Annotated in this window: 24 protein-coding genes; 23 read left to right on the top strand and 1 reads right to left on the bottom strand. The window is 70.2% G+C overall.

From position 1 onward, the window contains the following. The first annotated feature begins 238 nt into the window (after positions 1 to 238). The 17 genes from rpoB to tuf all read left to right on the top strand — a co-directional run bounded on the left by rpoB (position 239) and on the right by tuf (position 22,567). Entirely contained in the window at positions 239 to 3,748 is a 3,510-nt protein-coding gene (gene rpoB, locus RF644_RS11665; protein ID WP_133409327.1) for a DNA-directed RNA polymerase subunit beta, read from the top strand. Positions 3,749 to 3,809: 61 nt separating this feature from the next. Then, entirely contained in the window at positions 3,810 to 7,694 is a 3,885-nt protein-coding gene (locus RF644_RS11660; RefSeq protein ID WP_031282944.1) for a DNA-directed RNA polymerase subunit beta', read from the top strand. Between the two features lie 149 nt (positions 7,695 to 7,843). Further along, the gene (locus RF644_RS11655) at positions 7,844 to 8,608 is read left to right on the top strand and encodes an IclR family transcriptional regulator (RefSeq protein WP_368796634.1); all 765 of its coding nucleotides are present in this window, start codon (positions 7,844 to 7,846) and stop codon (positions 8,606 to 8,608) included. A 134-nt stretch (positions 8,609 to 8,742) separates the two neighbouring features. Next, positions 8,743 to 9,942 carry a 4-hydroxybenzoate 3-monooxygenase gene (locus RF644_RS11650; RefSeq protein WP_368796633.1) on the top strand — a complete coding sequence of 400 codons (1,200 nt, stop codon included), beginning with the start codon at positions 8,743 to 8,745 and terminating at the stop codon, positions 9,940 to 9,942. Between the two features lie 257 nt (positions 9,943 to 10,199). Continuing rightward, positions 10,200 to 10,922, top strand: coding sequence for a protocatechuate 3,4-dioxygenase subunit beta (pcaH, locus tag RF644_RS11645; RefSeq protein ID WP_109222055.1), 723 nt, complete (start codon positions 10,200 to 10,202; stop codon positions 10,920 to 10,922). Beyond that, positions 10,915 to 11,499, top strand: coding sequence for a protocatechuate 3,4-dioxygenase subunit alpha (pcaG, locus tag RF644_RS11640; RefSeq protein ID WP_017833283.1), 585 nt, complete (start codon positions 10,915 to 10,917; stop codon positions 11,497 to 11,499). The genes pcaH and pcaG overlap by 8 nt, the downstream gene beginning before the upstream one ends. A 92-nt stretch (positions 11,500 to 11,591) precedes the next feature. Beyond that, the gene (locus RF644_RS11635) at positions 11,592 to 13,037 is read left to right on the top strand and encodes a lyase family protein (protein ID WP_368796632.1); all 1,446 of its coding nucleotides are present in this window, start codon (positions 11,592 to 11,594) and stop codon (positions 13,035 to 13,037) included. Further along, entirely contained in the window at positions 13,034 to 13,867 is an 834-nt protein-coding gene (locus RF644_RS11630; protein ID WP_368796631.1) for an alpha/beta fold hydrolase, read from the top strand. The genes RF644_RS11635 and RF644_RS11630 overlap by 4 nt, the downstream gene beginning before the upstream one ends. Next, complete coding sequence (gene pcaC, locus RF644_RS11625) at positions 13,864 to 14,298, top strand: 4-carboxymuconolactone decarboxylase (protein WP_109268118.1); 435 nt, start codon at positions 13,864 to 13,866, stop codon at positions 14,296 to 14,298. Before RF644_RS11630 ends, pcaC begins: the two co-directional genes overlap by 4 nt. A 71-nt stretch (positions 14,299 to 14,369) precedes the next feature. Then, positions 14,370 to 15,563 (top strand): acetyl-CoA C-acyltransferase, encoded by a 1,194-nt coding sequence (locus tag RF644_RS11620; protein ID WP_368796630.1) that lies wholly within the window; start codon positions 14,370 to 14,372, stop codon positions 15,561 to 15,563. A 50-nt stretch (positions 15,564 to 15,613) separates the two neighbouring features. Further along, positions 15,614 to 16,306 carry a 3-oxoacid CoA-transferase subunit A gene (locus RF644_RS11615; protein WP_368796629.1) on the top strand — a complete coding sequence of 231 codons (693 nt, stop codon included), beginning with the start codon at positions 15,614 to 15,616 and terminating at the stop codon, positions 16,304 to 16,306. Between the two features lies 1 nt (position 16,307). Beyond that, a complete protein-coding gene (locus RF644_RS11610) occupies positions 16,308 to 16,985 on the top strand; it encodes a 3-oxoacid CoA-transferase subunit B (protein WP_368796628.1) in 678 nt (225 codons plus the stop codon). Between the two features lie 76 nt (positions 16,986 to 17,061). Continuing rightward, positions 17,062 to 17,874, top strand: coding sequence for an IclR family transcriptional regulator C-terminal domain-containing protein (locus RF644_RS11605; protein WP_368796627.1), 813 nt, complete (start codon positions 17,062 to 17,064; stop codon positions 17,872 to 17,874). Between the two features lie 314 nt (positions 17,875 to 18,188). Continuing rightward, entirely contained in the window at positions 18,189 to 18,563 is a 375-nt protein-coding gene (gene rpsL / locus RF644_RS11600; protein ID WP_017833291.1) for a 30S ribosomal protein S12, read from the top strand. Further along, the gene (gene rpsG, locus RF644_RS11595; protein ID WP_017833292.1) at positions 18,563 to 19,033 is read left to right on the top strand and encodes a 30S ribosomal protein S7; all 471 of its coding nucleotides are present in this window, start codon (positions 18,563 to 18,565) and stop codon (positions 19,031 to 19,033) included. The genes rpsL and rpsG overlap by 1 nt, the downstream gene beginning before the upstream one ends. 69 nt (positions 19,034 to 19,102) lie before the next feature. Continuing rightward, a complete protein-coding gene (fusA, locus tag RF644_RS11590) occupies positions 19,103 to 21,217 on the top strand; it encodes an elongation factor G (RefSeq protein ID WP_133409338.1) in 2,115 nt (704 codons plus the stop codon). A gap of 159 nt (positions 21,218 to 21,376) precedes the next feature. Next, entirely contained in the window at positions 21,377 to 22,567 is a 1,191-nt protein-coding gene (gene tuf / locus RF644_RS11585; protein ID WP_368796626.1) for an elongation factor Tu, read from the top strand. A gap of 88 nt (positions 22,568 to 22,655) precedes the next feature. On the opposite strand, the gene RF644_RS11580 is transcribed toward tuf, so the two are convergent. Beyond that, a complete protein-coding gene (locus tag RF644_RS11580; RefSeq protein ID WP_368796625.1) occupies positions 22,656 to 23,039 on the bottom strand; it encodes a VOC family protein in 384 nt (127 codons plus the stop codon). Between the two features lie 491 nt (positions 23,040 to 23,530). On the opposite strand from RF644_RS11580, the gene rpsJ reads away from it, so the two are divergent. From rpsJ to rpsS, 6 genes are read left to right on the top strand one after another with little or no spacing between them, the layout of a single operon-like run. Beyond that, positions 23,531 to 23,839, top strand: coding sequence for a 30S ribosomal protein S10 (gene rpsJ, locus RF644_RS11575; RefSeq protein WP_003803825.1), 309 nt, complete (start codon positions 23,531 to 23,533; stop codon positions 23,837 to 23,839). Between the two features lie 16 nt (positions 23,840 to 23,855). Continuing rightward, positions 23,856 to 24,512, top strand: coding sequence for a 50S ribosomal protein L3 (gene rplC, locus RF644_RS11570; protein ID WP_017833296.1), 657 nt, complete (start codon positions 23,856 to 23,858; stop codon positions 24,510 to 24,512). 7 nt (positions 24,513 to 24,519) lie between these two features. Continuing rightward, positions 24,520 to 25,143 (top strand): 50S ribosomal protein L4, encoded by a 624-nt coding sequence (gene rplD, locus RF644_RS11565; protein WP_017833297.1) that lies wholly within the window; start codon positions 24,520 to 24,522, stop codon positions 25,141 to 25,143. Beyond that, positions 25,140 to 25,445 carry a 50S ribosomal protein L23 gene (gene rplW / locus RF644_RS11560; RefSeq protein ID WP_017833298.1) on the top strand — a complete coding sequence of 102 codons (306 nt, stop codon included), beginning with the start codon at positions 25,140 to 25,142 and terminating at the stop codon, positions 25,443 to 25,445. The genes rplD and rplW overlap by 4 nt, the downstream gene beginning before the upstream one ends. A gap of 30 nt (positions 25,446 to 25,475) precedes the next feature. After that, positions 25,476 to 26,315 (top strand): 50S ribosomal protein L2, encoded by an 840-nt coding sequence (rplB, locus tag RF644_RS11555; RefSeq protein ID WP_017833299.1) that lies wholly within the window; start codon positions 25,476 to 25,478, stop codon positions 26,313 to 26,315. A 12-nt stretch (positions 26,316 to 26,327) separates the two neighbouring features. Then, a complete protein-coding gene (gene rpsS, locus RF644_RS11550) occupies positions 26,328 to 26,609 on the top strand; it encodes a 30S ribosomal protein S19 (protein ID WP_017833300.1) in 282 nt (93 codons plus the stop codon). Positions 26,610 to 26,641 lie beyond the last annotated feature (32 nt).

Here is a 26,641-nt window from a genome sequence, read left to right as displayed (position 1 = left end):
GAGCACGAAATTTCCCATCCTACGACCGGTGGACGTCCGCGTCCACCGGTCGTGTGGACAGAGCCGCACTTCGCGTCTATGCTGGATCTTTGCGTTGTCCCTCATTCTGCGTGCCTTCATATAGCGGTGGGCGCCCCCGGGGAGCGAACCAGCATCTCGAGTCCGCTGGCCCTCGCACACCCGTACACCCGATCGGGTACTGCGCGATTCAACTGCAGGTCTGTGGAAGGAATCCATCTTGGTCGCCTCGAGCACCGATTCGAACGTAACCGCTAACCGACCGGCCGACGGGAACATCCCGCGCCGCATCTCCTTCGCCAAGATCCATGAACCGCTGGACGTGCCGAACCTGCTGGCCCTCCAGACGGACAGCTTCGACCGTCTCGTGGGCAACGAGCGGTGGCAGGCCCGCGTCCAGCAGGCCATCGAGACCGGGGAGCAGGGCATCGCCCGCACCTCCGGGCTGTCCGACATCTTCGAGGAGATCTCCCCGATCGAGGACTTCCAGGGCACCATGTCCCTGTCCTTCTCGGAGCCGGAGTTCTACGACCCGAAGTACACCATGGACGAGTGCAAGGACCGGGACGCCACGTACTCGGCGCCCCTGTACGTCAAGGCCGAGTTCATGAACAACAACACGGGCGAGATCAAGCAGCAGACCGTGTTCATGGGCGACTTCCCGCTGATGACCGAGAAGGGCACCTTCGTCATCAACGGCACCGAGCGTGTCGTCGTGTCCCAGCTCGTCCGCTCGCCGGGCGCCTACTTCGAGCGCGGCCAGGACCGCACCTCGGACAAGGACATCTACTCCGCGAAGATCATCCCCTCGCGCGGCGCCTGGTTCGAGCTCGAGATCGACAAGCGCGACCAGGTCGGCGTGCGCCTCGACCGCAAGCGCAAGCAGTCGGTCACCGTGCTGCTCAAGGCCCTCGGCTGGAGCGAGTCCCGCATCCTCGAGGAGTTCGGGGAGTTCGACTCCATCCGGGCGACCCTCGAGAAGGACACCGTCGAGTCCCGCGAGGACGCGCTGCTGGACATCTACCGCAAGCTGCGCCCGGGGGAGCCGCCCACGGTCGACGCCGCGCAGGCGCTGCTCGACAACATGTACTTCAACTCCAAGCGCTACGACCTCGCGAAGGTCGGCCGGTACAAGATTAACCGGAAGCTGGGCCTCGACAAGGCGTTCGAGGACGAGGACGCCTCCGTGCTGTCGGTCGACGACATCGTCGCGATGATCCGCTACCTCGTCACCCTGCACGCCGGCGGCGGCACCATGAAGGGCGTGCGCGACGGCGAGCCCCGCGAGGTCGTCGTGGACGTCGACGACATCGACCACTTCGGCAACCGCCGCATCCGCGCCGTGGGCGAGCTCATCGAGAACCAGATCCGCACGGGCCTGTCCCGCATGGAGCGCGTGGTGCGCGAGCGCATGACCACCCAGGACGTCGAGGCGATCACCCCGCAGACCCTGATCAACATCCGTCCCGTCGTGGCGGCGATCAAGGAGTTCTTCGGCACCTCGCAGCTGTCGCAGTTCATGGACCAGAACAACCCGCTCGCGGGCCTGACCCACAAGCGGCGCCTGTCCGCGCTCGGCCCGGGCGGTCTCTCCCGCGACCGCGCCGGCATGGAGGTCCGTGACGTCCACCCGTCGCACTACGGCCGCATGTGCCCGATCGAGACCCCCGAGGGCTCCAACATCGGCCTCATCGGCTCGCTGGCGACCTACGGGCGGATCAACCCGTTCGGCTTCATCGAGACCCCGTACCGCAAGGTCGTGGACGGCCTCGTCACCGACGAGGTCGAGTACCTCACCGCCGACGACGAGCGCGGCGTGACGATCGCCCAGGCCAACGCCCCGCTGGGCCCGGACAACCGGTTCGCCGAGGACGCCGTCCTCGCGCGCGCCGCCGACGGCTCGGGCGAGGCCGTGCTGGTCGACCCGACCGCCGTGCAGTTCATGGACGTCTCCCCGCGTCAGATGGTGTCCGTGGCGACCGCGCTCATCCCGTACCTGGAGCACGACGACGCCAACCGCGCGCTCATGGGCGCCAACATGCAGCGCCAGGCCGTGCCGCTGCTCGAGTCCGAGGCCCCGCTCGTGGGCACCGGCATGGAGCGCTACGCGGCCCTGGACGCCGGGGACTCCGTGCTGGCCCGCAAGGCCGGCGTGGTCGAGGAGGTCTCGGCGAACCTCGTGCGCGTGCTCAACGACGACGGGACGACCACGGTCTACCCGATCAACAAGTTCACGCGCTCCAACCCGGGCAACACCTACAACCAGCGCGTCATCGTCTCCGAGGGCGATCGCGTCGAGGAGCGCTCGGTCATCGCCGACGGCCCCTCCACGGACCAGGGCGAGCTGGCCCTGGGCAAGAACCTGCTGGTCGCCTACATGTCCTGGGAGGGCCTCAACTACGAGGACGCGATCATCCTCTCCCAGCGCATGGTCTCGGAGGACGTGCTCACCTCCATCCACATCGAGGAGCACGAGATCGACGCCCGCGACACGAAGCTGGGCGCCGAGGAGATCACCCGGGACATCCCGAACGTGTCCGAGGAGGTGCTGTCCGCCCTCGACGAGCGCGGCATCATCCACATCGGCGCGGAGGTCCAGGCCGGCGACATCCTCGTGGGCAAGGTCACCCCGAAGGGCGAGACCGAGCTGACCCCGGAGGAGCGCCTGCTGCGGGCGATCTTCGGCGAGAAGTCCCGCGAGGTGCGCGACACGTCCCTGAAGGTGCCCCACGGCGAGTCCGGCACCGTCATCGGCGTGCGCGTCTTCGACCGCGACGACGAGGACGACGACCTGCCCGCGGGCGTCAACCAGGTGGTCCGGGTGTACGTGGCGCAGAAGCGCAAGATCACGGACGGCGACAAGCTCGCCGGCCGCCACGGCAACAAGGGCGTCATCTCGAAGATCCTGCCCCTGGAGGACATGCCGTTCCTCGAGGACGGGACCCCCGTGGACATCATCCTCAACCCGCTGGGCGTGCCCGGCCGCATGAACCTGGGGCAGGTCCTCGAGGTGCACACCGGCTGGCTCGCGAAGCAGGGCTGGAACATCGAGGGCGACCCCGAGTGGCTCGACCGGCTGCCGAACTTCCCGAAGCAGTCCGGCCCCACGAACGTGGCCACCCCGGTGTTCGACGGCGCGCGCGAGGAGGAGATCTTCGACCTCCTCGACCACACCAACCCGACGCGCGACGGCGTGCGGCTGATCGACCGGTCCGGCAAGGCCCGGCTGTTCGACGGCCGCTCCGGCGAGCCGTTCCCGGACCCGGTGTCGGTCGGCTACCAGTACATCCTGAAGCTGCACCACCTCGTGGACGACAAGATCCACGCGCGCTCCACCGGCCCGTACTCCATGATCACCCAGCAGCCGCTGGGCGGTAAGGCGCAGTTCGGCGGCCAGCGCTTCGGCGAGATGGAGGTCTGGGCGCTCGAGGCGTACGGCGCCGCCTACACGCTGCAGGAGCTGCTGACGGTCAAGTCCGACGACGTGCACGGGCGCGTGAAGGTCTACGAGGCCATCGTGAAGGGCGAGAACATCCCCGAGCCGGGTGTCCCCGAGTCCTTCAAGGTCCTCATCAAGGAGATGCAGTCGCTGTGCCTGAACGTCGAGGTGCTCTCGGCGGACGGCAACACCATCGAGATGCGCGATTCGGATGACGAGGTCTTCCGGGCGGCCGAGGAACTGGGCATCGATCTCTCGCACTCCGAGCCCAGCTCGGTCGAAGAGGTCTGATCCCGCTCGGTCCACCCCGACGAGACGTCAACTTTTCCAGAGAAAGAGATAAAGGACCCTCATGTCCAACGAATCTTCACTAGGCCTCATGCGGATCGGTCTTGCGACCGCGGAGGACATCCGGACCTGGTCCTACGGCGAGGTCAAGAAGCCGGAGACCATCAACTACCGCACGCTCAAGCCCGAGAAGGACGGCCTGTTCTGCGAGAAGATCTTCGGTCCCACCCGGGACTGGGAGTGCTACTGCGGCAAGTACAAGCGCGTGCGCTACAAGGGCATCATCTGCGAGCGCTGCGGCGTGGAGGTCACCCGGGCCAAGGTGCGCCGTGAGCGCATGGGCCACATCGAGCTCGCCGCTCCCGTGACCCACATCTGGTACTTCAAGGGCGTGCCCTCGCGGCTCGGCTACCTGCTGGACCTCGCCCCGAAGGACCTGGAGAAGGTCATCTACTTCGCGGCGTACATGATCACGTCGGTGGACGAGGACGCCCGCCACGACGACCTGCCGAACCTGCAGGCCGCCGTGGACCGGGAGAAGGCGCAGATGGAGTCCACCCGCGACTCCGACATCGCCGCGATCGCCCGCGACCTCGAGACCGAGCTCGGCCGGGTCGAGGAGGAGGGCGGCAAGGCTGCGGAGAAGCGCAAGCTCCGCGACTCCGCCGACCGCCAGATGGCCAACGTGCGCAAGCGCGCCAACCTGGAGATCGACCGCCTCGAGCAGGTCTGGGACCGCTTCAAGAACCTCAAGGTCAACGACCTCGAGGGCGACGAGGCGCTCTACCGCGTCATGGTGGACCGCTACGGCATGTACTTCGAGGGCTCGATGGGCGCCGAGGCGATCAAGAAGCGCCTCGAGACCTTCGACCTCGAGGCGGAGGCCGAGTCCCTGCGGGAGACCATCGCCACGGGCAAGGGCCAGCGCAAGACCCGCGCCCTGAAGCGGCTCAAGGTCGTCAACGCGTTCCTGACCACGGACAACTCGCCGCTGGGCATGGTCCTGGACGCCGTCCCGGTGATCCCGCCGGAACTGCGCCCGATGGTCCAGCTCGACGGCGGCCGCTTCGCCACGTCGGACCTCAACGACCTCTACCGGCGCGTCATCAACCGCAACAACCGGCTCAAGCGCCTGCTGGACCTGGGCGCCCCGGAGATCATCGTCAACAACGAGAAGCGGATGCTGCAGGAGGCCGTGGACTCGCTGTTCGACAACGGCCGCCGCGGCCGCCCGGTCACCGGGCCGGGCAACCGTGCGCTGAAGTCGCTGTCCGACATGCTCAAGGGCAAGCAGGGCCGGTTCCGGCAGAACCTGCTCGGCAAGCGCGTCGACTACTCCGGCCGCTCGGTCATCGTGGTCGGCCCGCAGCTGAAGCTGCACCAGTGCGGTCTGCCCAAGCAGATGGCGCTGGAGCTGTTCAAGCCGTTCGTGATGAAGCGGCTCGTGGACCTCAACCACGCGCAGAACATCAAGTCGGCCAAGCGCATGGTCGAGCGCTACCGCCCCCAGGTGTGGGACGTGCTCGAGGAGGTCATCACCGAGCACCCCGTGCTGCTCAACCGTGCCCCCACCCTGCACCGTCTGGGCATCCAGGCGTTCGAGCCGCAGCTCGTCGAGGGCAAGGCCATTCAGCTCCACCCGCTCGTGTGCGGCGCGTTCAACGCCGACTTCGACGGCGACCAGATGGCCGTGCACCTGCCCCTGTCCCCGGAGGCCCAGGCCGAGGCGCGCATCCTGATGCTGTCCTCGAACAACATCCTGAAGCCCTCGGACGGCAAGCCGATCGCCCTGCCCTCGCAGGACATGATCATCGGGCTGTACCACCTCACCACCGTCCGCGAGGGCGAGGAGGGGGAGGGCCGCTCGTTCTCCTCCGTGGCCGAGGCGATCATGGCCCACGACGCCGGCCGGCTGCACCTCAACGCGCTGTGCCGGATCGAGCTGGACGACTTCGTGCCGTTCGAGGGCTGGGAGGCCCCCGAGGGCTGGGAGCCGGGTCAGCCGGTGCTGGTGCAGACCACGCTGGGCCGCGTGCTGTTCAACGAGACGCTGCCCGAGGACTACCCCTGGGACGAGGCCGTCGCGGACAAGAAGCACCTGTCCGCGCTGGTCAACGATCTCGCGGAGCGGTACCCGATGGTCACCGTGGCGCACACGCTGGACGAGCTCAAGGACGCCGGGTTCCACTGGGCGGCCCGCTCGGGCGTGACCGTGGCGATCTCGGACATCGCGACCCCGCCGGAGAAGCCCGCCATCATGGAGGGCTACGAGGCGCAGGCCGCGAAGATCCAGGGCCAGTACGACCGCGGTCTGATCGACGACGACGAGCGCCGCTCGGAGCTCATCGACATCTGGACCAAGGCCACGGACGAGGTCGCCCAGGCCATGCAGGCGAACCTGTCCCCGCTGAACACCATCAACCGGATGGTGTCCTCCGGCGCCCGAGGCAACTGGATGCAGGTCCGCCAGATCGCCGGCATCCGCGGGCTGGTGTCCAACCCCAAGGGCGAGATCATGCCCCGCCCGATCAAGTCCTCGTACCGCGAGGGCCTGTCGGTGCTGGAGTACTTCATCGCGACCCACGGTGCCCGCAAGGGCCTGGCCGACACCGCGCTGCGCACGGCGAACTCGGGCTACCTGACCCGTCGTCTCGTCGACGTCTCCCAGGACGTCATCGTGCGGGAGGCGGACTGCATGACGGAGCGCGGCCTGAACCTGCCGCTCGCCGACGTGCAGGAGAGCGGCTCCCGCGTGCTGCACGAGGACATCGAGAACACGGTGCACGGCCGGGTGCTCGCGGTGGACGTCGTGGACGCCAACGGCGAGATCCTGGCCGAGGCCGGCACGGACCTCTCCGACGGGCTCATCAGCGCCCTCTTCGCGGGCGGGGCCGACACGGTGCGCGTGCGCTCCGTGCTGACCTGCGAGTCCGCGGTGGGCGTCTGCGCGGCCTGCTACGGCCGCTCGCTGGCGTCCAACCAGCTGGTGGACATCGGCGAGGCCGTCGGCATCATCGCCGCGCAGTCCATCGGCGAGCCGGGCACGCAGCTCACGATGCGCACCTTCCACACCGGTGGTGTGGCGTCCTCGGACGGCGACATCACCCAGGGTCTGCCCCGTATCCAGGAGCTCTTCGAGGCCCGTACGCCCAAGGGCGTCGCGCCGATCTCGGAGGTCGCCGGGCGGGTCAGCATCGAGGACACCGAGAAGGCCCTGAAGCTCGTCGTGACCCCGGACAACGGGGACGAGGCGATCGGGTACCCGGTGCTGCGCCGCGCCAAGCTGCTCGTGACCGAGGGCGACCACGTCGAGGTCGGCCAGCAGCTGGTCTCGGGCGCCGTCGACCCCAAGGAGGTGCTGCGCATCCGCGGTCCGCGGCAGGCGCAGAAGCACCTCGTGGACGAGGTGCAGCGCGTGTACCGCTCCCAGGGCGTGGGCATCCACGACAAGCACGTCGAGGTCATCGTGCGGCAGATGCTGCGCCGCGTGACGATCATCGAGTCGGGCGAGACGGACCTGCTGCCGGGCGAGCTCGTCGAGAACGTGCGCTTCCTGGAGGCCAACCGCAAGGCCGTGGCCGAGAGCAGCCGGCCGGCCGCCGGCCGCCCGGAGCTGATGGGCATCACCAAGGCCTCGCTGGCCACCGACTCGTGGCTGTCGGCCGCGTCCTTCCAGGAGACCACCCGCGTGCTCACGCAGGCGGCCATGGAGGGCAAGTCCGACCCGCTGGTGGGCCTCAAGGAGAACGTGATCATCGGCAAGCTGATCCCGGCCGGCACCGGGCTCGCGCGGTACAACAACATCGACGTGGAGCCGACGGACGAGGCGAAGGCCTCGCTGTTCACGGAGCCGGGCTCGTTCTCGGACTTCAGCTACGCGGAGGAGAACTCCTCGCCCGCCGAGTTCCAGGCGATCCCGCTGGAGGACTACGACTTCGGCTCCAACTGAGGTCGGCGTCCCGCGCAGGACGTGATCACCCTCGTGGTCACCACGGCAGCCCCGTTCCGGAAGAAGCGTCTTCCGGGGCGGGGCTGCCCCCGTCCCGCGGCCGGCCACGGGGCCGGGCCGCGGACCAGGAAGGAGCCCCAGGAGTCACCATGGCGAACTCACCCACCGGGGAGTCCGTGCTCGAGCGGGCGGACCGGATCCTCGCGGCGTTCACGGCGGAGGACTCCCGGCTGACCGGGGGCCGGATCGCGGCCCTCACCGGGCTGCCCACCGCCACCGCGCACCGGCTCGCCCGGGACATGGCCCGCCAGGGCTGGCTCGAGCGGGTGGAGGGCGGGCACTACGTGGTCGGCACCCGGCTGTGGGAGCTGGTCAACCGCTCCTCGCGCGAGCTCGGCCTGGCGCGCGCCGCCCGCCCCTTCATGGGCGACATCCACGCGGTGCTGCGCCAGCACGTGCAGCTCGGCATCGTGGAGGGCCGCGAGGTGCTGCTCGTGGAGCGGCTCTCCCACCCCCGGGCGGTGCCCGTCCGGTCGGAAGTGGCCGGCCGGCTGCCCCTGCACCTGTCGGCCACGGGCCTCGTGCTGCTGGCGCACGCCCCCCAGGACTACCAGGAGGAGTACCTGCAGGGGCCCCTCACCGCGTTCACCGAGCTCTCGCCGACCGACCCCGCGGTGCTGGCGGCGGAGCTCGAGCGGATCCGCGGCGCGGGCCACGCCCTGCAGACCGGCTATCTCGAGGCCGGCACGGCGGGCATCGCCGTCCCCGTGCGGGGGCGCGGCGACCAGGTGGTGGCGGGCCTGGGCGTCATCACCCCGGCGGGCGACCCGGCCGCGCGGGCAGGGGCGATCGTCCAGGCGCTGCACACCGCGGCGCACGGCATCCGCCGGACCCTGCGGGACGCCCCCCGCTGAGACGGGCCGCGGCACCGGCTCCCGGGCTCACCGCGCCCGTCGCCCCCGCGTCCCGTTCAACGGGACGACTGTGGTGCCGCCCACAGGCCGCTGAGACACTGGACACGATTCCCGTCGTATCACCAGGAGCACTCATGAGCGCACAGCGCACCGTTCTCAGCACGCAGGTCGGCATCGTGGGCGGCGGCCCGGCCGGGCTGATGCTGGCCCACCTGCTCGGCCGCGCCGGCATCGACAGCATCGTGGTCGAGAAGCGCGACAAGGACACCATCCACGCCACCCACCGGGCGGGCATCCTCGAGGCGCCCACGGTGCGGATGCTGACCGACTCCGGCGTCGACGGGCGGGTGCTCACGGAGGGCCACGAGCACGAGGGCACCGTGCTGCGCTTCGAGGGGGAGAGCCACCGGATCGACTTCAAGGAGCTCGTCGGCGAGTCCGTGTGGCTCTACCCGCAGAACGAGGTGTTCCTTGACCTGGCCGACGCCCGGGAGCGCGACGGCGGCGACGTCCGCTGGTCCGTCACGGACACGGAGGTGGTCGACCTGACCACCGACCGGCCGGGCATCCGCTTCACCGACGCCGCGGGCGAGGACTTCGAGATCCGCTGCGAGATCCTCGTGGGCGCCGACGGCTCGCAGAGCATCTGCCGCCGCGCCATCCCGGAGCAGGAGCGCACCGACAACTTCATCGAGTACCCCTTCGCCTGGTTCGGCATCCTCGCCGAGGCCCCGCCGAGCGCCCCGGAGCTCATCTACTCGAACTCCGAGCACGGCTTCGTCCTCATCTCCCAGCGCAGCGGGACGGTCCAGCGGATGTACTTCCAGTGCGACCCCGAGGAGGACGTCGACGACTGGGACGACGAGCGGATCTGGGCCGAGCTCCAGCGCCGGGTCGAGGGCCCCGACGGGCTCCGGCTCCAGGAGGGCCCCATCTTCGACAAGACCGTGCTGAAGTTCCGCTCCTACGTCTGCGAGCCCCTGCGCCACGGCAACCTGTTCCTCGTCGGCGACGCCGGCCACACCGTCCCCCCGACCGGCGCCAAGGGCCTGAACCTCGCGTTCTGCGACGTCCGCGTGCTCGCCCCGGCGATCGTCGAGTTCCTCCGCTCGGGCGACGGCACCGGGCTGGCCGGGTACTCGGCCACGGCGCTGGAGCGGGTGTGGAAGGCGCAGAACTTCTCCTACTGGGCCACCCACCTCATGCACACCCAACCGGGGGAGAACCCCTTCAATCAGAAGCGCCGGCGCGGCGAGTTCAAGGCGATCACCGGCTCCGAGCGCGGCGCCGCCTACTTCGCGGAGTCCTACACCGGCTGGCCCGACGACCGCTGACCCCCGGCCCCGCCGGAGCCCTCCACTGTGACCTCACAATAAGTTCGCACAGTGAACACATGTGCGAATGCTGCACCGAATGCGCTAGCCTCGGAGAGTTCGCCGTGGGCACCACGCCCGCCGGTGCGGCAGCCACCTCGCAACAAAGGAGCTGAACCATGACCGACCAGGACCAGGGGCCGGAGGAGTCCTTCGTGCACCTCACCCCGAAGGGCCCCGACGACGCGGCGGACACGCAGGCCGACCTCGACCGCGAGATGGCCGGCATCAGCGCCGACTACAGCGCGTCCGGCCGCACCGAGACGCAGCCGCGGCTGGACTACGCGCCCTACCGCAGCTCGATCCTGCGGCACCCCACCAAGGACCTGCACCACGCGGACCCGGAGACCATCGAGCTGCACGCCCCCGCCTTCGGCGAGCGGGACGTGCACCGGCTCGAGTCGGACCTGACCATCCAGTCCGGCGGGGAGCCCATCGGCGAGCGGATCAAGATCCGTGGCCGGGTCCTCGACGGCGACGGCCGGCCCGTGCGCCGCCAGCTCGTGGAGATCTGGCAGGCCAACGCGGCCGGACGGTACATCCACAAGCGGGACCAGCACCCGGCCCCCATCGACCCGAACTTCACCGGCGTGGGGCGCTGCCTGACCGGCGACGACGGCTCCTACGAGTTCGTCACCATCAAGCCCGGGCCGTACCCCTGGAAGAACCACCACAACGCCTGGCGGCCCGCGCACGTGCACTTCTCCCTGTTCGGCACGGACTTCACCCAGCGGATGATCACCCAGATGTACTTCCCCTCGGACCCGCTGTTCGCGCTGGACCCGATCTTCCAGTCCATCGTGGACCCCGAGGCCCGCCGCCGGCTCGTGGCCGACTACGACCACGAGGCGTCCGAGCACGAGTGGCTGCTCGGCTACACCTGGGACATCGTGCTCAGCGGCTCGAACCGCACCTGGACGGAAGGCGACTCCAATGTCTGAGACCCCCGCGACCCCCGCACTCCCGGCCACCCCCGGCCAGACCATCGGGCCGTTCTTCGGCTACGCGCTGCCCTACGACAAGGGCGAGCTGCTCGTCCCGCTCGGGCACCCGCAGGCGGTGCGCCTGCACGGCACGGTGACCGACGGCCACGGCGACCTCGTGCCGGACGCCATGCTCGAGATCTGGCAGGCCGACGGCAACGGCGACGTCCCCACCGCGACCGGCTCGCTCGTGCGCGACGGCTACACCTTCACCGGCTTCGGCCGCGCGTCCGTCGACAACGAGGGCCACTACACCTTCACCACCGTGGACCCGGGGCCGACCGAGCCCGGCAAGGCGCCGTTCATCACGCTGACCGTCTTCGCCCGGGGCGTGACGAACCGGCTGTTCACCCGCATCTACCTGCCGGAGGACACCGAGGCCCTCGCGAACGACCCGCTGCTGCGCTCCCTGCCCGAGGACCGCCGCCGCACCCTGGTCGCCGAGCGGGAGGCCGACGGCTCCCTGCGCTTCGACCTCCGGCTCCAGGGCGAGGGCGAGACCGTCTTCCTCACCTACCCGAACCTCCAGGCGTGACCGCTGCCGTGCGGGGGCCCCGGCCGCCCCGGGGCCCCCGCACGGCACCACCCCGTCACGGACGACCCGACGACCACCGAAGGAGGACGCGCATGACCGACGCCGGGCTGCTCCGCCCCGGAGCCCACCGGGGTGACGCGCACACGGACGACACCGCGGTGCTCCAGGCGCTGCTCGACGTCGAGGCCGCCTGGGTCGCCGCGCAGGCGGACGCCGGGCTCGCCCCGCGCGCCGCCGCGGCGTCCGCGCGTGCGGCCGCCCGCGCCGCCGACTACGACGCCGGGGACATCGCCCGGCGCGCCGAGGGCGGCGGCAACCCCGTCATCCCGCTCCTCGCCGACTACCGGCGCCGGCTGGGGGAGCTCGACCCCGGCGCCGTGCGCTTCGTGCACCGCGGCCTGACCAGCCAGGACGTCATGGACACCGCCATGATGCTGCTGGCCCGGCGCGCCGCCGTCCCCCTCGCCGAGCAGCTGTCCGACACCGCCGACGCCCTGGCCCGGCTGGCGGACGCCCACCGCGGCACCGTCCAGGCCGCCCGCACCCTGACCCAGCACGCGCTGCCCACCACCTTCGGGCTCAAGGCCGCCGGCTGGCTGGCCGGGCTGCAGGACCTCGAGGCGGACCTCGCCGGGCTCGCCCGGCTCCCGGTGTCCTGCGGAGGCGCCGCCGGCACCCTCGCCGGCAGCCTCGCGCTCTTCCCGGGCGCCCCCGACGCCGCCGAGCAGGCCCTCGAGCTCGCCCGCCGCTGGGCCGACGAGCTCGGCCTGAGCCTGCCGCCGCACGTGTGGCACGCCACCAGGCGGCCGGTGCTGCGCACCGGCGAGACCTTCGCGGCGGTCTGCGCGGCCCTCGGCCGGATCGCCAACGACGTCCTGCTGCTGTCCCGCCCCGAGCTCGGCGAGCTGCGCGAACCGGCCGCCGAGGGGCGCGGGGTGTCCTCGGCGATGCCGCAGAAGCAGAACCCGGTGCTGTCCGTGCTGCTCAAGCGCACCGCCCTGACGGCGCCGCAGCTCGTGGCCCAGCTCCACGTCGCCGCCTCCCAGTTCGTCGACGAGCGCCCCGACGGCGCCTGGCACACGGAGTGGCCGGCGCTGCGGGGGCTCGCCCGGCTCGCCGTCGCGGCGTCGTCGCACGCGGCCGAGCTCACGGCCGGGCTCACCGTGCAGAGCGCCCGGATGCGGGCCAACCTGGACGCGTCGGGCCCCGCTGTGCTCGCCGAGCGGATCAGCGCGGAGCTCGCGCCCCTGCTGCCGCCCGCCGCCGACGGCGCCACGGGGCGGCAGCGCGTGCAGGCGGTCGTGCGCGAGCACGCGACCGACGGGCCGGGCATGCTCGACGCCCTCGTGGGCCTCGCCGCCGGCACCGCCCTGGCCGACGGCACCCCCGTGGACCGGGACGTCGTGGCCGGGCTGCTCGACCCCGCCGGGTACCTCGGGGCCAACGACCTGCTGATCGACCGCGTGCTCGCGCAGCACCGCCGGTCCGCGAACGACCGTCCGTCCAGCGCCCGGACCAGCCCAGGAGCACCCGCATGACCGTCCCCGTCCTGACCCTCGTCGAGTTCTCGACCCGCCGGGCCCCGTCGCCGCGGGCGCCCCTGCTGGTGCTGGGCCCGGGGCTCGGCACCTCCGCCGCCTCGCTGTGGTCCGCCGCGGCGCACCTGCTGGAGGCCGACCTGCGCGTGGTCGGCTGGGACCTCCCCGGCCACGGCGGCTCTGCGCCCGCCGACGAGCCGTTCGGCACCGCCGAGCTGGCCCGGGCCGTGCTCGACGCCGTGGACGGGTACCAGGAGGCCGCGGGCCTCGAAACCGGAGGTCCGTTCTACTACGCGGGCACCTCCCTCGGCGGCTGCGTCGGCCTCCAGCTGCTGCTCGACGCGCCGCACCGGCCGGCGGCGGCCGTGCTGGTGGGCACCGCCGCCCGGGTGGGGGAGCCCGCCGCGTGGTCCGAGCGCGCCCGGCTCGTGGCCGCCGCCGGCACCCCGACCCAGATCGTGGGCTCCGCGCAGCGGTGGTTCGCCCCGGGCTTCATCGAGCGGGACGCGGTCACGACCACCGGGCTGCTGCACGCCCTCCAGGACGCGGACCGGTTCTCCTACGCCCGGGCCTGCGAGGCCCTCGCCGGCTTCGACGCGACCGGGCGCCTCGGCACCGTCGACGTCCCCGTGCTCGCCGTGGTCGGCGCGCAGGACGCCGCCACGCCGCCCGGCGCCGCGGCGGAGCTGGCCGGGGCGACCGGCGGCCGCCTCGTGGTCGTCGAGGGCGCGGGCCACCTCGTGCCCGCCGAGGCCCCGCAGGACGTGGCGCGCCTGCTGGACGAGCACATCGGCGCCCACCCACCCCACCACGAAGGAGCACGAGCATGAGCGGCAACCCCCGGCGCACCGAGCAGGAGGCCCACGCGGACGGCATGGCCGTGCGCCGCGAGGTGCTCTCCGACGCCCACGTGGACCGCGCCGAGGCCGGCAAGGACGCCTTCACCGCCGAGTTCCAGGACTTCATCTCCCGCTACGCGTGGGGCGAGATCTGGACCCGGCCGGGACTGGACCGGCGGATGCGCAGCGCCGTGACCCTGACCGCGCTGATCGCCGCCGGGCACTGGGAGGAGTTCGAGATGCACGTGCGCGCCGCCCTGCGCAACGGCCTGGAGCGGGACGAGATCAAGGAGATCCTGCTCCAGTCGGCGATCTACCTCTCCGTGCCCTCCGCCAACAACGCCTTCAAGCACGCCAAGCAGGTCCTCGACGCCCTCGACGCCCTCGACGCCGAGGACTCCGCGGCGCCCCCGGCCCCCTGACCTGCCGGCCCTCCGACCACCCCATTCCGGCACCCCGTGACCGACGTGCAACGACGCAAGTGAGGAACACCATGACCGAGGCCTACATCTACGACGCCGTGCGGACCCCCTTCGGCCGCTTCGGCGGCGCCCTGGCGGGCGTGCGCCCCGACGACCTGGCCGCCCTGGTGATCGGCGAGCAGGTCCGGCGCGCGTCCGCGCTGGACCCCGCCGCGATCGACGAGGTCGTGCTCGGCAACGCCAACGGCGCCGGCGAGGAGAACCGCAACGTCGCCCGCATGGGCGCGCTGCTGGCCGGCCTGCCCGTCGAGCTCCCCGGCACCACCGTCAACCGCCTGTGCGGGTCGTCCCTGGACGCCGCGATCATCGCGTCCCGGCAGATCAACGCGGGCGAGGCCGACCTGATACTCGTCGGCGGCGTGGAGTCCATGAGCCGGGCCCCCTGGGTGCTCCCGAAGACGGAGAAGCCCTATCCGGCCGGCGACCTGACCCTCGCCTCCACCACGCTGGGCTGGCGCCTCGTGAACCCGAGGATGAACCCGGAGTGGACCGTGTCCCTGGGCGAGGCCACCGAGCAGCTCGCCGAGCGCCACGGCATCACCCGCGAGCGGATGGACGAGTTCGCGTTCCGCTCCCACCAGCTCACCCAGCAGGCGTGGGACGAGGGCTTCTACGACGACCTCACCGTCCCGGTCCCCGGCACCGAGCTGACCCGGGACGAGTCCGTCCGCGCGTCCTCGACGGTCGAGAAGCTGGGCGGGCTCAAGACCGTCTTCCGCCCCGCGGACCAGGGCGGCACCGTCACCGCCGGCAACGCCTCGCCCCTCAACGACGGCACCTCCGCGGCGCTGCTGGGCTCCGAGCGGGCCGCCGAGCTGACCGGCCTGCAGCCTCTCGCCCGCATCGCCGGGCGGGCCGCCGCGGCCAACGAGCCGCAGTTCTTCGGCTTCGCCCCGGTCGAGGCCGCGAACCTGGCGCTGCGCCGCGCCGGGATCACGTGGGACGACGTCGCCGCCGTCGAGCTCAACGAGGCCTTCGCGGCCCAGTCCCTCGCCTGCGTCGACGCGTGGGGGATCGACCCCGCGATCGTCAACCCGCACGGCGGCGCCATCGCCATCGGCCACCCCCTCGGGGCGTCGGGCACCCGCATCCTCGGCACGCTCGCGAAGTCCCTGCGGGCCTCCGGGGCCCGCTGGGGCGTGGCGGCCATCTGCATCGGCGTGGGCCAGGGCCTCGCCGTCGTGCTCGAGAACCAGAACGCCTGAGACCCGTGCGGGACCCGGGCGGAGAAGACCACCGAAGGAAGGCACAACGCATGCTGAACATCGCAGAGAGCTGCGCGCAGGCCGTGGCCCCGATCCACGACGGCGCCGTCGTCATGATCGGCGGCTTCGGCGTGGCCGGCCAGCCCGTCGAGCTGATCGACGCGCTCATCGAGCACGGAGCCACCGACCTGACGGTCGTGAACAACAACGCCGGCAACGGCGACGTGGGCCTGGCCCGGCTGATCCAGCTCGGCCGCGTGCGGAGGATCATCTGCTCCTTCCCGCGCCAGTCCGACTCCTGGCACTTCGACGAGAAGTACCGCGCCGGGCAGATCGAGCTCGAGGTCGTCCCCCAGGGCAACCTCGCCGAGCGGATCCGCGCCGCCGGCGCCGGCATCGGGGGGTTCTTCACCCCCACCGGCTACGGCACCCTGCTCGCGGAGGGCAAGGAGGTCCGCGAGATCGACGGCCGCCACTACGTGCTCGAGCACCCCATCAAGGCCGACTTCTCGCTGACCAAGGCGCACGTCGCCGACCGGGCCGGCAACCTCGTCTACCGCAAGACGGCCCGCAACTTCGGCCCGATCATGGCCGCCGCCGCCGCCACCTCCGTCGTGCAGGTCGCGGAGGTCGTGGAGCGCGGCGGGCTGGACCCCGAGGCCGTCGTGACCCCCGGCATCTACGTGGACACCGTCGTGCGGATCGACGCACCCGCCCAGACCGACCCCCGAGAGGACATCTGAGATGAGCGAGAACACCGTGGACACCGTGCCCAGGACCTCCGAGACGCCCCTCGCCCCGGAGGAGCTGGCCCGCGTGGTGGCCCGCGACATCCCCGCCGGCTCCTACGTCAACCTCGGCATCGGCCAGCCCACCCTGGTCTCCAACTACCTGAGCGCCGAGGACGACGTCACCCTGCACACCGAGAACGGGATGCTCGGCATGGGCCCCGAGGCCCACGGCGACGAGGTCGACGCCGACCTCATCAACGCCGGCAAGATCCCCGTGGTGGAGACGCCGGGCTGCTCCTACTTCCACCACGCGGACTCCTTCGCCATGATGCGCGGCGGGCACCTGGACTACTGCGTGCTCGGCGCCTTCCAGGTGGACCGGACGGGCAACCTCGCCAACTGGCACACCGGCAGCCCGGACGCGATCCCCGCCGTGGGCGGGGCCATGGACCTGGCCACGGGTGCGAAGATGACCTTCGTGATGATGTCCCTGCTGACCAAGAAGGGCCGGTCCAAGCTCGTGGAGCAGTGCACCATGCCGCTCACCGGCGTCGGCTGCGTCTCCCGGGTCTACACCGACCAGGCCGTGTTCCTCCTCGAGGAGGACGGCGTGACGGTGCGCGAGACCTTCGGCACGAGCTTCGAGGAGCTCCAGCAGGTCGTCGACGTCCCGCTGCGGCCCGCCCGCTGAGCCCAGCACCGCTCCCGGGGCGCGGCGGGCCGGCACCGGCCGCCGCACCCCGGACGAGGCCCGCAGGAGGCCACCGATGACCGAGCAGGACCCGACCGCCCCGGCGGGGGAGCGGGGCACCCCCGGACAGTTCGTGCAGTCCCTGGCGCGCGGGCTCGGCGTGATCACGGCCTTCGACGCCCGGCACCCCCGGATGACCCTCAGCGACGTGGCCCGGCGCACCGGGCTGACCCGCGCCACCGCGCGCCGGTTCCTGCTCACGCTCGAGGAGCTGGGCTACGTCCGGACCGACGGGCGGCTCTTCGAGCTCACCCCCGTGGTCCTCCAGCTCGGCTACTCCTACCTCTCCTCGCAGCCGCTGCCCGCCCTGGCCGCCCCGCACCTCGAGACCCTCTCGGCGCAGGTCGAGGAGTCCACGTCCGCCTCGGTGCTGGACGGCTCCGACATCGTCTACGTCGCCCGCGTCTCCACGCACCGGATCATGACCGTGGCGATCGCCGTGGGCACCCGGTTCCCCGCCCACGCCACGTCCATGGGCCGGGTGCTGCTGGCCGGGCTGGACCCGGAGGAGCTCGACGAGTACTTCCGCACGGCGCGGATCGAGCGCCTCACCGAGCACACCCTCACCGACCGCGCGGCCCTCGAGGCCGACCTGCGCCGGGTCCGCGCCCAGGGCTGGGCGCTCGTCGACCAGGAGCTCGAGGTCGGGCTGCGCTCGGTCGCCGCCCCCGTCACCGACGGCACCGGGCGCACGGTCGCGGCCGTGAACGTCTCCATGCGCGTAGGGATGCCCGGCGCCAGCGCCGGGGACCCCGTGGACGACGTCGTGCCGCCCCTGCTCGAGTGCGCCCGGAGGATCTCCGCCGACCTCGCCGCGACCGGGCGCTGAGCGGGGCCGGCCCGGCCCCGTTTCCCCGCCCCGGCCGGGGTCTGATAGGCTGTCGAGGAATTGAACGGTCATCCCTCGGCGCCCGCGCCCCTGGAGGCCGAAGAAATCATGGCAGAACGGACTCGGTCCTCCGGTACGCGTTGTGTACCGAAATGCCATCCTTTTCGTCTGCCCAGCTACCTTCGGCGCGGCGACCGTGGTGCCCGCCCGCCGGGCCCACGACAGGCGCCGCACCCGCTCCCGGCCCCGGCCGGACGCGGGGGAGCCGAACACCCAGCGGGCCGCTGACGCGTCCCGTCCGATCAGGAGACACTGTGCCTACAATCCAGCAGCTGGTCCGCAAGGGCCGGACCCCGAAGGTCGTCAAGACCAAGGCGCCCGCACTCAAGGGCAGCCCCATGAAGCGCGGCGTGTGCACCCGCGTCTACACCACCACCCCCAAGAAGCCGAACTCCGCGCTGCGCAAGGTCGCCCGCGTGAAGCTCAACGGCGGCGTGGAGGTCACCGCCTACATCCCCGGTGAGGGCCACAACCTGCAGGAGCACTCCATCGTGCTCGTCCGCGGCGGTCGCGTGAAGGACCTCCCCGGTGTCCGCTACAAGATCGTCCGCGGCGCGCTCGACACCCAGGGTGTCAAGGGCCGCCAGCAGGCCCGTTCCCGTTACGGCGCCAAGAAGGAGAAGAAGTAATGCCTCGTAAGGGTCCCGCTCCCAAGCGCCCGCTCGTCGTCGACCCGGTCTACAGCTCCCCGGTCGTCACGCAGCTGATCAACAAGGTCCTCCAGGACGGCAAGAAGTCCACCGCCGAGCGCATCGTCTACGGTGCCCTCGAGGGCGTCCGCGCCAAGTCCGGTGCCGACCCCGTCGCCACCCTCAAGAAGGCCCTGGAGAACGTCAAGCCGGCCCTCGAGGTGAAGTCCCGCCGCGTCGGCGGCGCCACCTACCAGGTGCCCGTTGAGGTCAAGCCGGGCCGCGCCCAGGCGCTGTCCCTGCGCTGGCTCGTCGGCTACTCGAAGATCCGTCGTGAGAACACCATGACCGAGCGTCTGCAGAACGAGATCCTGGACGCGTCCAACGGTCTCGGTGCCGCCGTGAAGCGCCGGGAGGACACCCACAAGATGGCGGAGTCCAACAAGGCCTTCGCCCACTACCGCTGGTAGAATCTTCCAGGCCTGTCGGCCCCACCCGGGCCGACAGGCCGCCGGCACCATCTCCGAAAGGGAACCACCGTGGCACTTGACGTGCTTACCGACCTCAAGAAGGTCCGCAACATCGGCATCATGGCGCACATCGATGCCGGGAAGACCACCACCACCGAACGCATCCTGTTCTACACCGGTATCTCCCACAAGATCGGCGAGACCCACGATGGTGCCTCCACCATGGACTGGATGGCGCAGGAGCAGGAGCGCGGCATCACGATCACGTCCGCCGCGACGACCTGCTACTGGCACGACAACCAGATCAACATCATCGACACCCCGGGCCACGTGGACTTCACGGTCGAGGTCGAGCGCTCCCTGCGCGTGCTCGACGGCGCCGTGGCGGTCTTCGACGGCAAGGAGGGCGTCGAGCCCCAGTCGGAGACGGTCTGGCGCCAGGCCGACAAGTACGACGTCCCCCGCATCTGCTTCGTCAACAAGATGGACAAGCTGGGCGCCGACTTCTACTTCACCGTCGACACCATCATCAACCGCCTCGGCGCGAAGCCGCTGGTCATGCAGCTGCCGATCGGCTCCGAGTCCGAGTTCACCGGCGTGGTCGACCTGCTCACCATGAAGGCCTTCGTCTGGCCGGGCGACTCCAAGGGCGACGTCTCCCTCGGCGCCAAGTACGAGATCGAGGAGATCCCCGCCGACCTGCAGGAGCGGGCCGAGGAGTACCGCAACCAGCTGGTGGAGTCCGTCGCCGAGGCCGACGACGAGCTCATGGAGAAGTACCTGGGCGGCGAGGAGCTCACCCTCGAGGAGCTCAAGGCCGGCATCCGGAAGCTCACCATCACCTCGCAGGCGTACCCCGTGCTGTGCGGCTCCGCGTTCAAGAACCGCGGCGTGCAGCCGATGCTCGACGCCGTCATCGACTTCCTGCCGTCCCCGCTGGACGTCCCGAACGTCGAGGGCCACGCGCTGAACAACGAGGAGGAGATCCTCTCCCGCCCGGTCGACTCGACCGCGCCGTTCTCCGCGCTCGCCTTCAAGGTGGCCAACCACCCGTTCTACGGGCAGCTGACCTACATCCGCGTGTACTCCGGCAAGGCGTCCAACGGCGACCAGGTGCTCAACTCCACCAAGGGCAAGAAGGAGCGCATCGGCAAGCTGTTCCAGATGCACTCCAACAAGGAGAACCCGGTCGACACCGTCCAGGCCGGGCACATCTACGCCGCGATCGGGCTCAAGGACACCACCACGGGCGACACCCTGTGCGACCTGCAGAAGCCGATCGTGCTCGAGTCCATGTCCTTCCCGGCCCCGGTCATCTCGGTGGCCATCGAGCCGAAGACCAAGGGCGACCAGGAGAAGCTCTCCATCGCGATCCAGAAGCTCTCCGCCGAGGACCCCACGTTCACCGTGTCCCTCAACGAGGAGACCGGCCAGACCGAGATCGGCGGCATGGGCGAGCTCCACCTGGACATCCTGGTGGACCGCATGAAGCGCGAGTTCAAGGTCGAGGCGAACGTCGGCAAGCCGCAGGTGGCCTACCGCGAGACGATCAAGAAGGCCGTCGAGAAGATCGACTACACGCACAAGAAGCAGACCGGCGGCTCCGGCCAGTTCGCCAAGGTGCAGATGGCGTTCGAGCCGATCCCGCTGGACGCCGAGGAGCTCTACGAGTTCGACAACAAGGTCACCGGCGGCCGTGTCCCGCGCGAGTACATCCCCTCCGTGGACGCCGGCATCCAGGACGCCATGCGTCTCGGCATCCTCGCCGGGTACCCGGTCGTGGGCGTCAAGGCCACCCTGCTCGACGGCGCCTACCACGACGTCGATTCCTCCGAGATGGCGTTCAAGATCGCCGGCTCGATGGTGTTCAAGGAGGGTGCCCGCAAGGCGCAGCCCGTCCTCCTCGAGCCGCTCATGGCGGTCGAGGTGCGCACCCCCGAGGAGTACATGGGCGAGGTCATCGGCGACCTGAACTCCCGCCGCGGCCAGATCCAGTCGATGGAGGACGTGAGCGGCATCAAGCTGGTCAGCGCCCTCGTCCCGCTGTCCGAGATGTTCGGCTACATCGGCGACCTCCGGTCCAAGACCCAGGGCCGCGCCGTGTACTCGATGCAGTTCGACAGCTACTCGGAGGTCCCCAAGGCCGTCGCCGAGGAGATCGTCCAGAAGAACCGCGGCGAGTAGGCACCACCCCTCGGCCCCGGCCGGGAATTTCATCAATCACGTACAGCCAAAGTAGACTTGCAGAGGTTTCAGTACTGCTGAGCGCCTCAAGCTCCCCCCGGAAACACGCGGTGGGGTAGTGCTGAGCAAGTTTCGACAAATGTTCTAGGAGGAACAACCATGGCGAAGGCCAAGTTCGAGCGCACCAAGCCGCACGTCAACATCGGCACCATCGGCCACGTCGACCACGGCAAGACGACGCTCACGGCTGCCATCTCCAAGGTCCTGGCCGACAAGTACCCGGACCTGAACGAGAAGCGCGACTTCGGCGCCATCGACTCCGCTCCGGAGGAGAAGCAGCGCGGCATCACCATCAACATCGCGCACATCGAGTACCAGACGGAGAAGCGCCACTACGCGCACGTCGACGCCCCGGGTCACGCGGACTACGTCAAGAACATGATCACCGGTGCGGCGCAGATGGACGGCGCCATCCTCGTGGTCGCCGCCACGGACGGCCCCATGGCCCAGACCCGCGAGCACGTGCTGCTCGCCCGCCAGGTGGGCGTGCCCTACCTGCTGGTGGCCCTGAACAAGTCCGACATGGTCGACGACGAGGAGCTGCTGGACCTCGTCGAGATGGAGGTGCGCGAGCTCCTCTCCGACCAGGGCTTCGACGGCGACAACGCGCCGGTCGTCCGCGTCTCGGCGCTGAAGGCCCTCGAGGGTGACCCCGAGTGGGTCGCCAAGGTCGAGGAGCTCATGGAGGCCGTCGACGAGAACGTGCCCGACCCCGTCCGTGAGATGGACAAGCCGTTCCTCATGCCCATCGAGGACGTCTTCACCATCACCGGTCGCGGCACCGTGGTGACCGGCCGTGCCGAGCGCGGCACGCTGCCGATCAACTCCGAGGTCGAGATCGTCGGCATCCGTCCGGTCCAGAAGACCACGGTCACCGGCATCGAGATGTTCCACAAGCAGATGGACGAGGCCATGGCGGGCGAGAACTGCGGCCTGCTGCTGCGCGGTCTCAAGCGTGACGACGTCGAGCGCGGCCAGGTCGTGTGCAAGCCGGGTTCCATCACCCCGCACACCGACTTCGAGGCCAACGTCTACATCCTCTCCAAGGAGGAGGGCGGGCGTCACAACCCGTTCTACTCGAACTACCGTCCGCAGTTCTACTTCCGGACCACCGACGTCACCGGCGTCATCACGCTGCCCGAGGGCACCGAGATGGTCATGCCGGGCGACAACACCGAGATGACGGTCGCGCTGATCCAGCCGATCGCCATGGAGGAGGGCCTCGGCTTCGCCATCCGCGAGGGTGGCCGCACCGTGGGCTCCGGCCGCGTGGTCAAGATCAACAAGTAGTCCCGGACTGCTCGATCTGCGCAGGACCCCCCCGTCGCTCCCGGAGCGGCGGGGGGTTCCGCGCGTTCCGGGGGCTCGACGACGGGGCTCAGCCCGTGAGCTGGTGCAGGCACAGGACGTTGCCCTCGGAGTCGGTGAACCACGCCGCGCGCATCCCGTCGGCGGTGAGGACGTGGTCGACGGTGCGCAGGCCGGGCAGGTCGTAGTCCTCGAAGCGCACGCCCCGGCCCTCGAGCTCCCGGACCGCGGCCTCGACGTCGGGGACCTCGAAGCTGACCTGCGTCAGCTCGGACGCCGGCGCGTCCGGGCGCAGCAGCAGCTGCAGGCCGGTGTGCCCGTCCTCGCTGAACAGGACGCTGTCCGGCTCGGGGGCGTCGGCGGGGGAGAGGCCCAGCGTCTCCTGGTAGAACCGGCGGGCGCGGTCGAGCTCCCGGACGGGGACGATCGCGACCAGTCTCGCGGTGGACAGCATGGGACCCATCTCCTGGGACGTCGGGGTACGGACGAGGCCAGGATACGACCGTGGGCGCCGGCGCCGGTCGCGGTCGGCTCACGGTTCCGGCACGGTTGCGCACGGCCCGCCTCCGGCCGTGCGTTTGCACCGGTCTGCCATCTCTGGCAGGATGGAGGACGTTGTTCAAGCGCCGACGCGTGCTCCCAACGGTTCGAACCGGCAGACCCCAGGACACCATCGGGTTCCGAAGCAGAACCGGGGTCAGCAGCTCCTGGAAGCTGCCACGCACGGACCACATACAGCCCGCCCCGAGAAACGGAATCGGTGTGCCCCCGTGCCAGCACGGGACGACACGCCCGAGTTCGGGGGTCGGAGCTCCAGCAGGGTGAGGAACCCGGATCCTTCCGGATTCAGCCTGCGTGGAGGGGCGCCCACCAGGTGGCGCCATGCACAAGGAGCCCTCGGCTCCGTCACAGGGAAGATCGTTCAAGAAAGAGAGTCACGACGCCATGGCGGGACAGAAAATCCGCATCCGGCTGAAGTCTTATGACCACGAGGTCATCGACGTCTCGGCCCGGAAGATCGTTGAGACGGTGACGCGCGCAGGCGCCACGGTGGTCGGCCCCGTGCCGCTGCCCACGGAGAAGAACGTGTACTGCGTCATCCGCTCGCCGCACAAGTACAAGGACAGCCGTGAGCACTTCGAGATGCGCACGCACAAGCGGCTGATCGACATCATCGACCCCACGCCGAAGGCCGTCGACTCGCTCATGCGCCTCGACCTGCCGGCTGACGTGAACATCGAAATCAAGCTGTAAAGAGGATCGCATCCCAATGACTACCACTTTCGAACGCCAGGTGAAGGGCCTGCTGGGCACGAAGCTCGGCATGACCCAGGTCTGGGACGAGAACGGGAAGTTCGTGCCGGTGACCGTCGTCAAGGCGGACTCCAACGTCGTGACCCAGCTGCGCAACCAGGACCGTGACGGCTACTCGGCCGTCCAGATCGGGTTCGGTGCGATCGACCCCCGCAAGGTCACCCAGCCGCTGGCCGGCCACTTCGAGAAGGCCGGCGTCACGCCGCGCCGCCACGTCGTGGAGCTGCGCACGGCCGACGCCGACACCTACGAGCTGGGCCAGGAGCTCTCCGTCGAGCTCTTCGAGGCCGGCCAGAAGGTCGACGTGATCGGCAAGACCAAGGGCAAGGGCACGGCCGGTGTGATGAAGCGTCACGGCTTCTCCGGCGTCGGCGCCTCCCACGGTGCCCACAAGAACCACCGCAAGCCGGGATCCATCGGCGGCGCGTCCTACCCCGCTCGCGTGTTCAAGGGCATGCGCATGGCGGGCCGCATGGGCGCCGTCCGTCACACGACGCAGAACCTCACCGTTCACGCCGTGGACGCCGAGAACTCCCTGCTGCTCATCAAGGGTGCCCTGCCGGGCCCCAAGGGTTCGGTCGTCCTCGTCCGCACCGCAGTGAAGGGAGCCTGATCAGACCATGGCAACTCAGACCGTCAACGTCGACCTGCCCGCCGAGATCTTCGACGTCCAGACCAACGTGCCCCTGCTGCACCAGGTCGTCGTCGCTCAGCTGGCCGCGGCCCGCCAGGGCACGCACAAGACCAAGAACCGCGCCGAGGTCTCCGGCGCCGGCCGCAAGCCCTTCAAGCAGAAGGGCACCGGCCGCGCGCGCCAGGGCTCGATCCGCGCCCCGCACATGACCGGCGGCGGCGTGGTGCACGGCCCGACCCCGCGCGACTACAGCCAGCGCACCCCCAAGAAGATGAAGGCCGCCGCCCTGCGCGGAGCCCTCTCGGACCGGGCGCGCAACAACCGCATCCACGTCGTGGAGGCACTCGTCGAGGGCACCGTCCCCAACACGAAGGCCGCCCAGGCGACGCTGCGCGGGCTCTCCGACCGCAAGAACCTGCTGGTCGTCCTGCACCGCTCGGACGACGTGGCCGCGCTGTCGGTGCGCAACCTCGACGACGTGCACACCCTCTACGCGGACCAGCTCAACACGTACGACGTGCTGGTCTCCGACGACGTGGTCTTCACCAAGGACGCGTTCGAGTCCTTCGTGGCGGCCGCCAGCAAGAAGAAGCAGGAGGACGCCAAGTGAGCGCGACCACCATCAAGGACCCCCGGGACGTCATCATCGCGCCGGTCGTCTCGGAGAAGTCCTACGGGCTCATCGACGAGGGCCGCTACACGTTCTTCGTGGCGCCCGACTCGAACAAGACCCAGATCAAGTACGCCGTCGAGCAGATCTTCGGCGTCAAGGTCGAGTCCGTGAACACCATCAACCGTGCCGGGAAGCGGAAGCGCACGCGCTTCGGCTGGGGTCAGCGCAAGGGCACCAAGCGTGCCGTTGTGACCCTCAAGGAAGGCACCATCGACATCTTCGGCGGTCCGCTCGCCTGAGCGGAGACCACTTTAACGAGGAACTGACACATGGCTATCCGTAAGCACAAGCCGACAACCCCGGGCCGTCGCGGCTCCTCCGTTGCCGACTTCGCAGAAATCACGCGCACGACCCCCGAGAAGTCGCTGGTCCGGCCGCTGCCCAAGAAGGGCGGGCGGAACAACACCGGCCGCATCACCACCCGGCACAAGGGTGGCGGGCACAAGCGCCAGTACCGCGTCATCGACTTCCGTCGCCACGACAAGGACGGCGTCGACGCCAAGGTCGCGCACATCGAGTACGACCCGAACCGCACGGCGCGCATCGCGCTGCTGCACTTCGTGGACGGCTCCAAGCGCTACATCATCGCGCCGAACAAGCTGTCCCAGGGCGACGTCGTCGAGTCGGGCCCCGGCGCCGACATCAAGCCCGGCAACAACCTGCCGCTGCGCAACATCCCCGTCGGCACCGTGATCCACGCCGTCGAGCTCCGTCCGGGCGGCGGCGCCAAGCTCGCCCGCTCCGCCGGCGCGTCGGTGCAGCTCGTCGCCAAGGAGGGCAAGTACGGCCAGCTCCGGCTGCCCTCCGGCGAGATCCGCAACGTCGACGTGCGCTGCCGCGCGACGGTCGGCGAGGTCGGCAACGCCGAGCAGTCGAACATCAACTGGGGCAAGGCCGGCCGCAACCGCTGGAAGGGCGTCCGCCCGACCGTCCGCGGTGTGGTCATGAACCCCGTCGACCACCCGCACGGTGGTGGCGAGGGCAAGACCTCCGGTGGCCGTCACCCGGTCAACCCGAACGGCAAGCCCGAGGGCCGCACCCGCCGCCCCAACAAGGAGAGCGACAAGCTCATCGTCCGCCGTCGTCGCACCGGCAAGAACAAGCGCTAAGGAGCCTGACACATGCCACGCAGCCTGAAGAAGGGCCCTTTCGTCGATCAGCACCTTTTCCTGAAGGTCGCCAAGGAGAACGACAAGGGCACCAAGAACGTCATCAAGACGTGGTCCCGCCGCTCGATGATCGTCCCCGACATGCTCGGGCACACGATTGCCGTGCACGACGGACGCAAGCACATCCCCGTGTTCATCACCGAGTCGATGGTCGGGCACAAGCTCGGCGAGTTCGCCCCCACGCGGACCTTCCGCGGCCATGTGAAGGACGACAAGAAGGGCAAGCGCCGCTGATCCTCCGGGATCCCGCAGCGTGAGCACTTCGA

Source organism: Kocuria sp. CPCC 205258 (genome assembly GCF_040981005.1).
GTDB lineage: Bacteria > Actinomycetota > Actinomycetes > Actinomycetales > Micrococcaceae > Kocuria > Kocuria rosea.
This window is presented reverse-complemented; position numbering and strand designations above follow the sequence as displayed.

Coding starts and splice junctions, on each gene's coding strand:
- RF644_RS11635 (WP_368796632.1), top strand. CDS start 11,592: ATGACCGACGCCGGGCTGCTCCGCCCCGGAGCCCACCGGGGTGACGCG.
- RF644_RS11620 (WP_368796630.1), top strand. CDS start 14,370: ATGACCGAGGCCTACATCTACGACGCCGTGCGGACCCCCTTCGGCCGC.
- rplD (WP_017833297.1), top strand. CDS start 24,520: ATGGCAACTCAGACCGTCAACGTCGACCTGCCCGCCGAGATCTTCGAC.
- RF644_RS11605 (WP_368796627.1), top strand. CDS start 17,062: ATGACCGAGCAGGACCCGACCGCCCCGGCGGGGGAGCGGGGCACCCCC.
- rplB (WP_017833299.1), top strand. CDS start 25,476: ATGGCTATCCGTAAGCACAAGCCGACAACCCCGGGCCGTCGCGGCTCC.
- tuf (WP_368796626.1), top strand. CDS start 21,377: ATGGCGAAGGCCAAGTTCGAGCGCACCAAGCCGCACGTCAACATCGGC.
- RF644_RS11650 (WP_368796633.1), top strand. CDS start 8,743: ATGAGCGCACAGCGCACCGTTCTCAGCACGCAGGTCGGCATCGTGGGC.
- RF644_RS11655 (WP_368796634.1), top strand. CDS start 7,844: ATGGCGAACTCACCCACCGGGGAGTCCGTGCTCGAGCGGGCGGACCGG.
- RF644_RS11615 (WP_368796629.1), top strand. CDS start 15,614: ATGCTGAACATCGCAGAGAGCTGCGCGCAGGCCGTGGCCCCGATCCAC.
- rplC (WP_017833296.1), top strand. CDS start 23,856: ATGACTACCACTTTCGAACGCCAGGTGAAGGGCCTGCTGGGCACGAAG.
- pcaC (WP_109268118.1), top strand. CDS start 13,864: ATGAGCGGCAACCCCCGGCGCACCGAGCAGGAGGCCCACGCGGACGGC.
- rpsJ (WP_003803825.1), top strand. CDS start 23,531: ATGGCGGGACAGAAAATCCGCATCCGGCTGAAGTCTTATGACCACGAG.
- rpsG (WP_017833292.1), top strand. CDS start 18,563: ATGCCTCGTAAGGGTCCCGCTCCCAAGCGCCCGCTCGTCGTCGACCCG.
- RF644_RS11630 (WP_368796631.1), top strand. CDS start 13,034: ATGACCGTCCCCGTCCTGACCCTCGTCGAGTTCTCGACCCGCCGGGCC.
- RF644_RS11610 (WP_368796628.1), top strand. CDS start 16,308: ATGAGCGAGAACACCGTGGACACCGTGCCCAGGACCTCCGAGACGCCC.
- pcaG (WP_017833283.1), top strand. CDS start 10,915: ATGTCTGAGACCCCCGCGACCCCCGCACTCCCGGCCACCCCCGGCCAG.
- RF644_RS11660 (WP_031282944.1), top strand. CDS start 3,810: ATGTCCAACGAATCTTCACTAGGCCTCATGCGGATCGGTCTTGCGACC.
- RF644_RS11580 (WP_368796625.1), bottom strand. CDS start 23,039: ATGCTGTCCACCGCGAGACTGGTCGCGATCGTCCCCGTCCGGGAGCTC.
- rpsS (WP_017833300.1), top strand. CDS start 26,328: ATGCCACGCAGCCTGAAGAAGGGCCCTTTCGTCGATCAGCACCTTTTC.
- pcaH (WP_109222055.1), top strand. CDS start 10,200: ATGGCCGGCATCAGCGCCGACTACAGCGCGTCCGGCCGCACCGAGACG.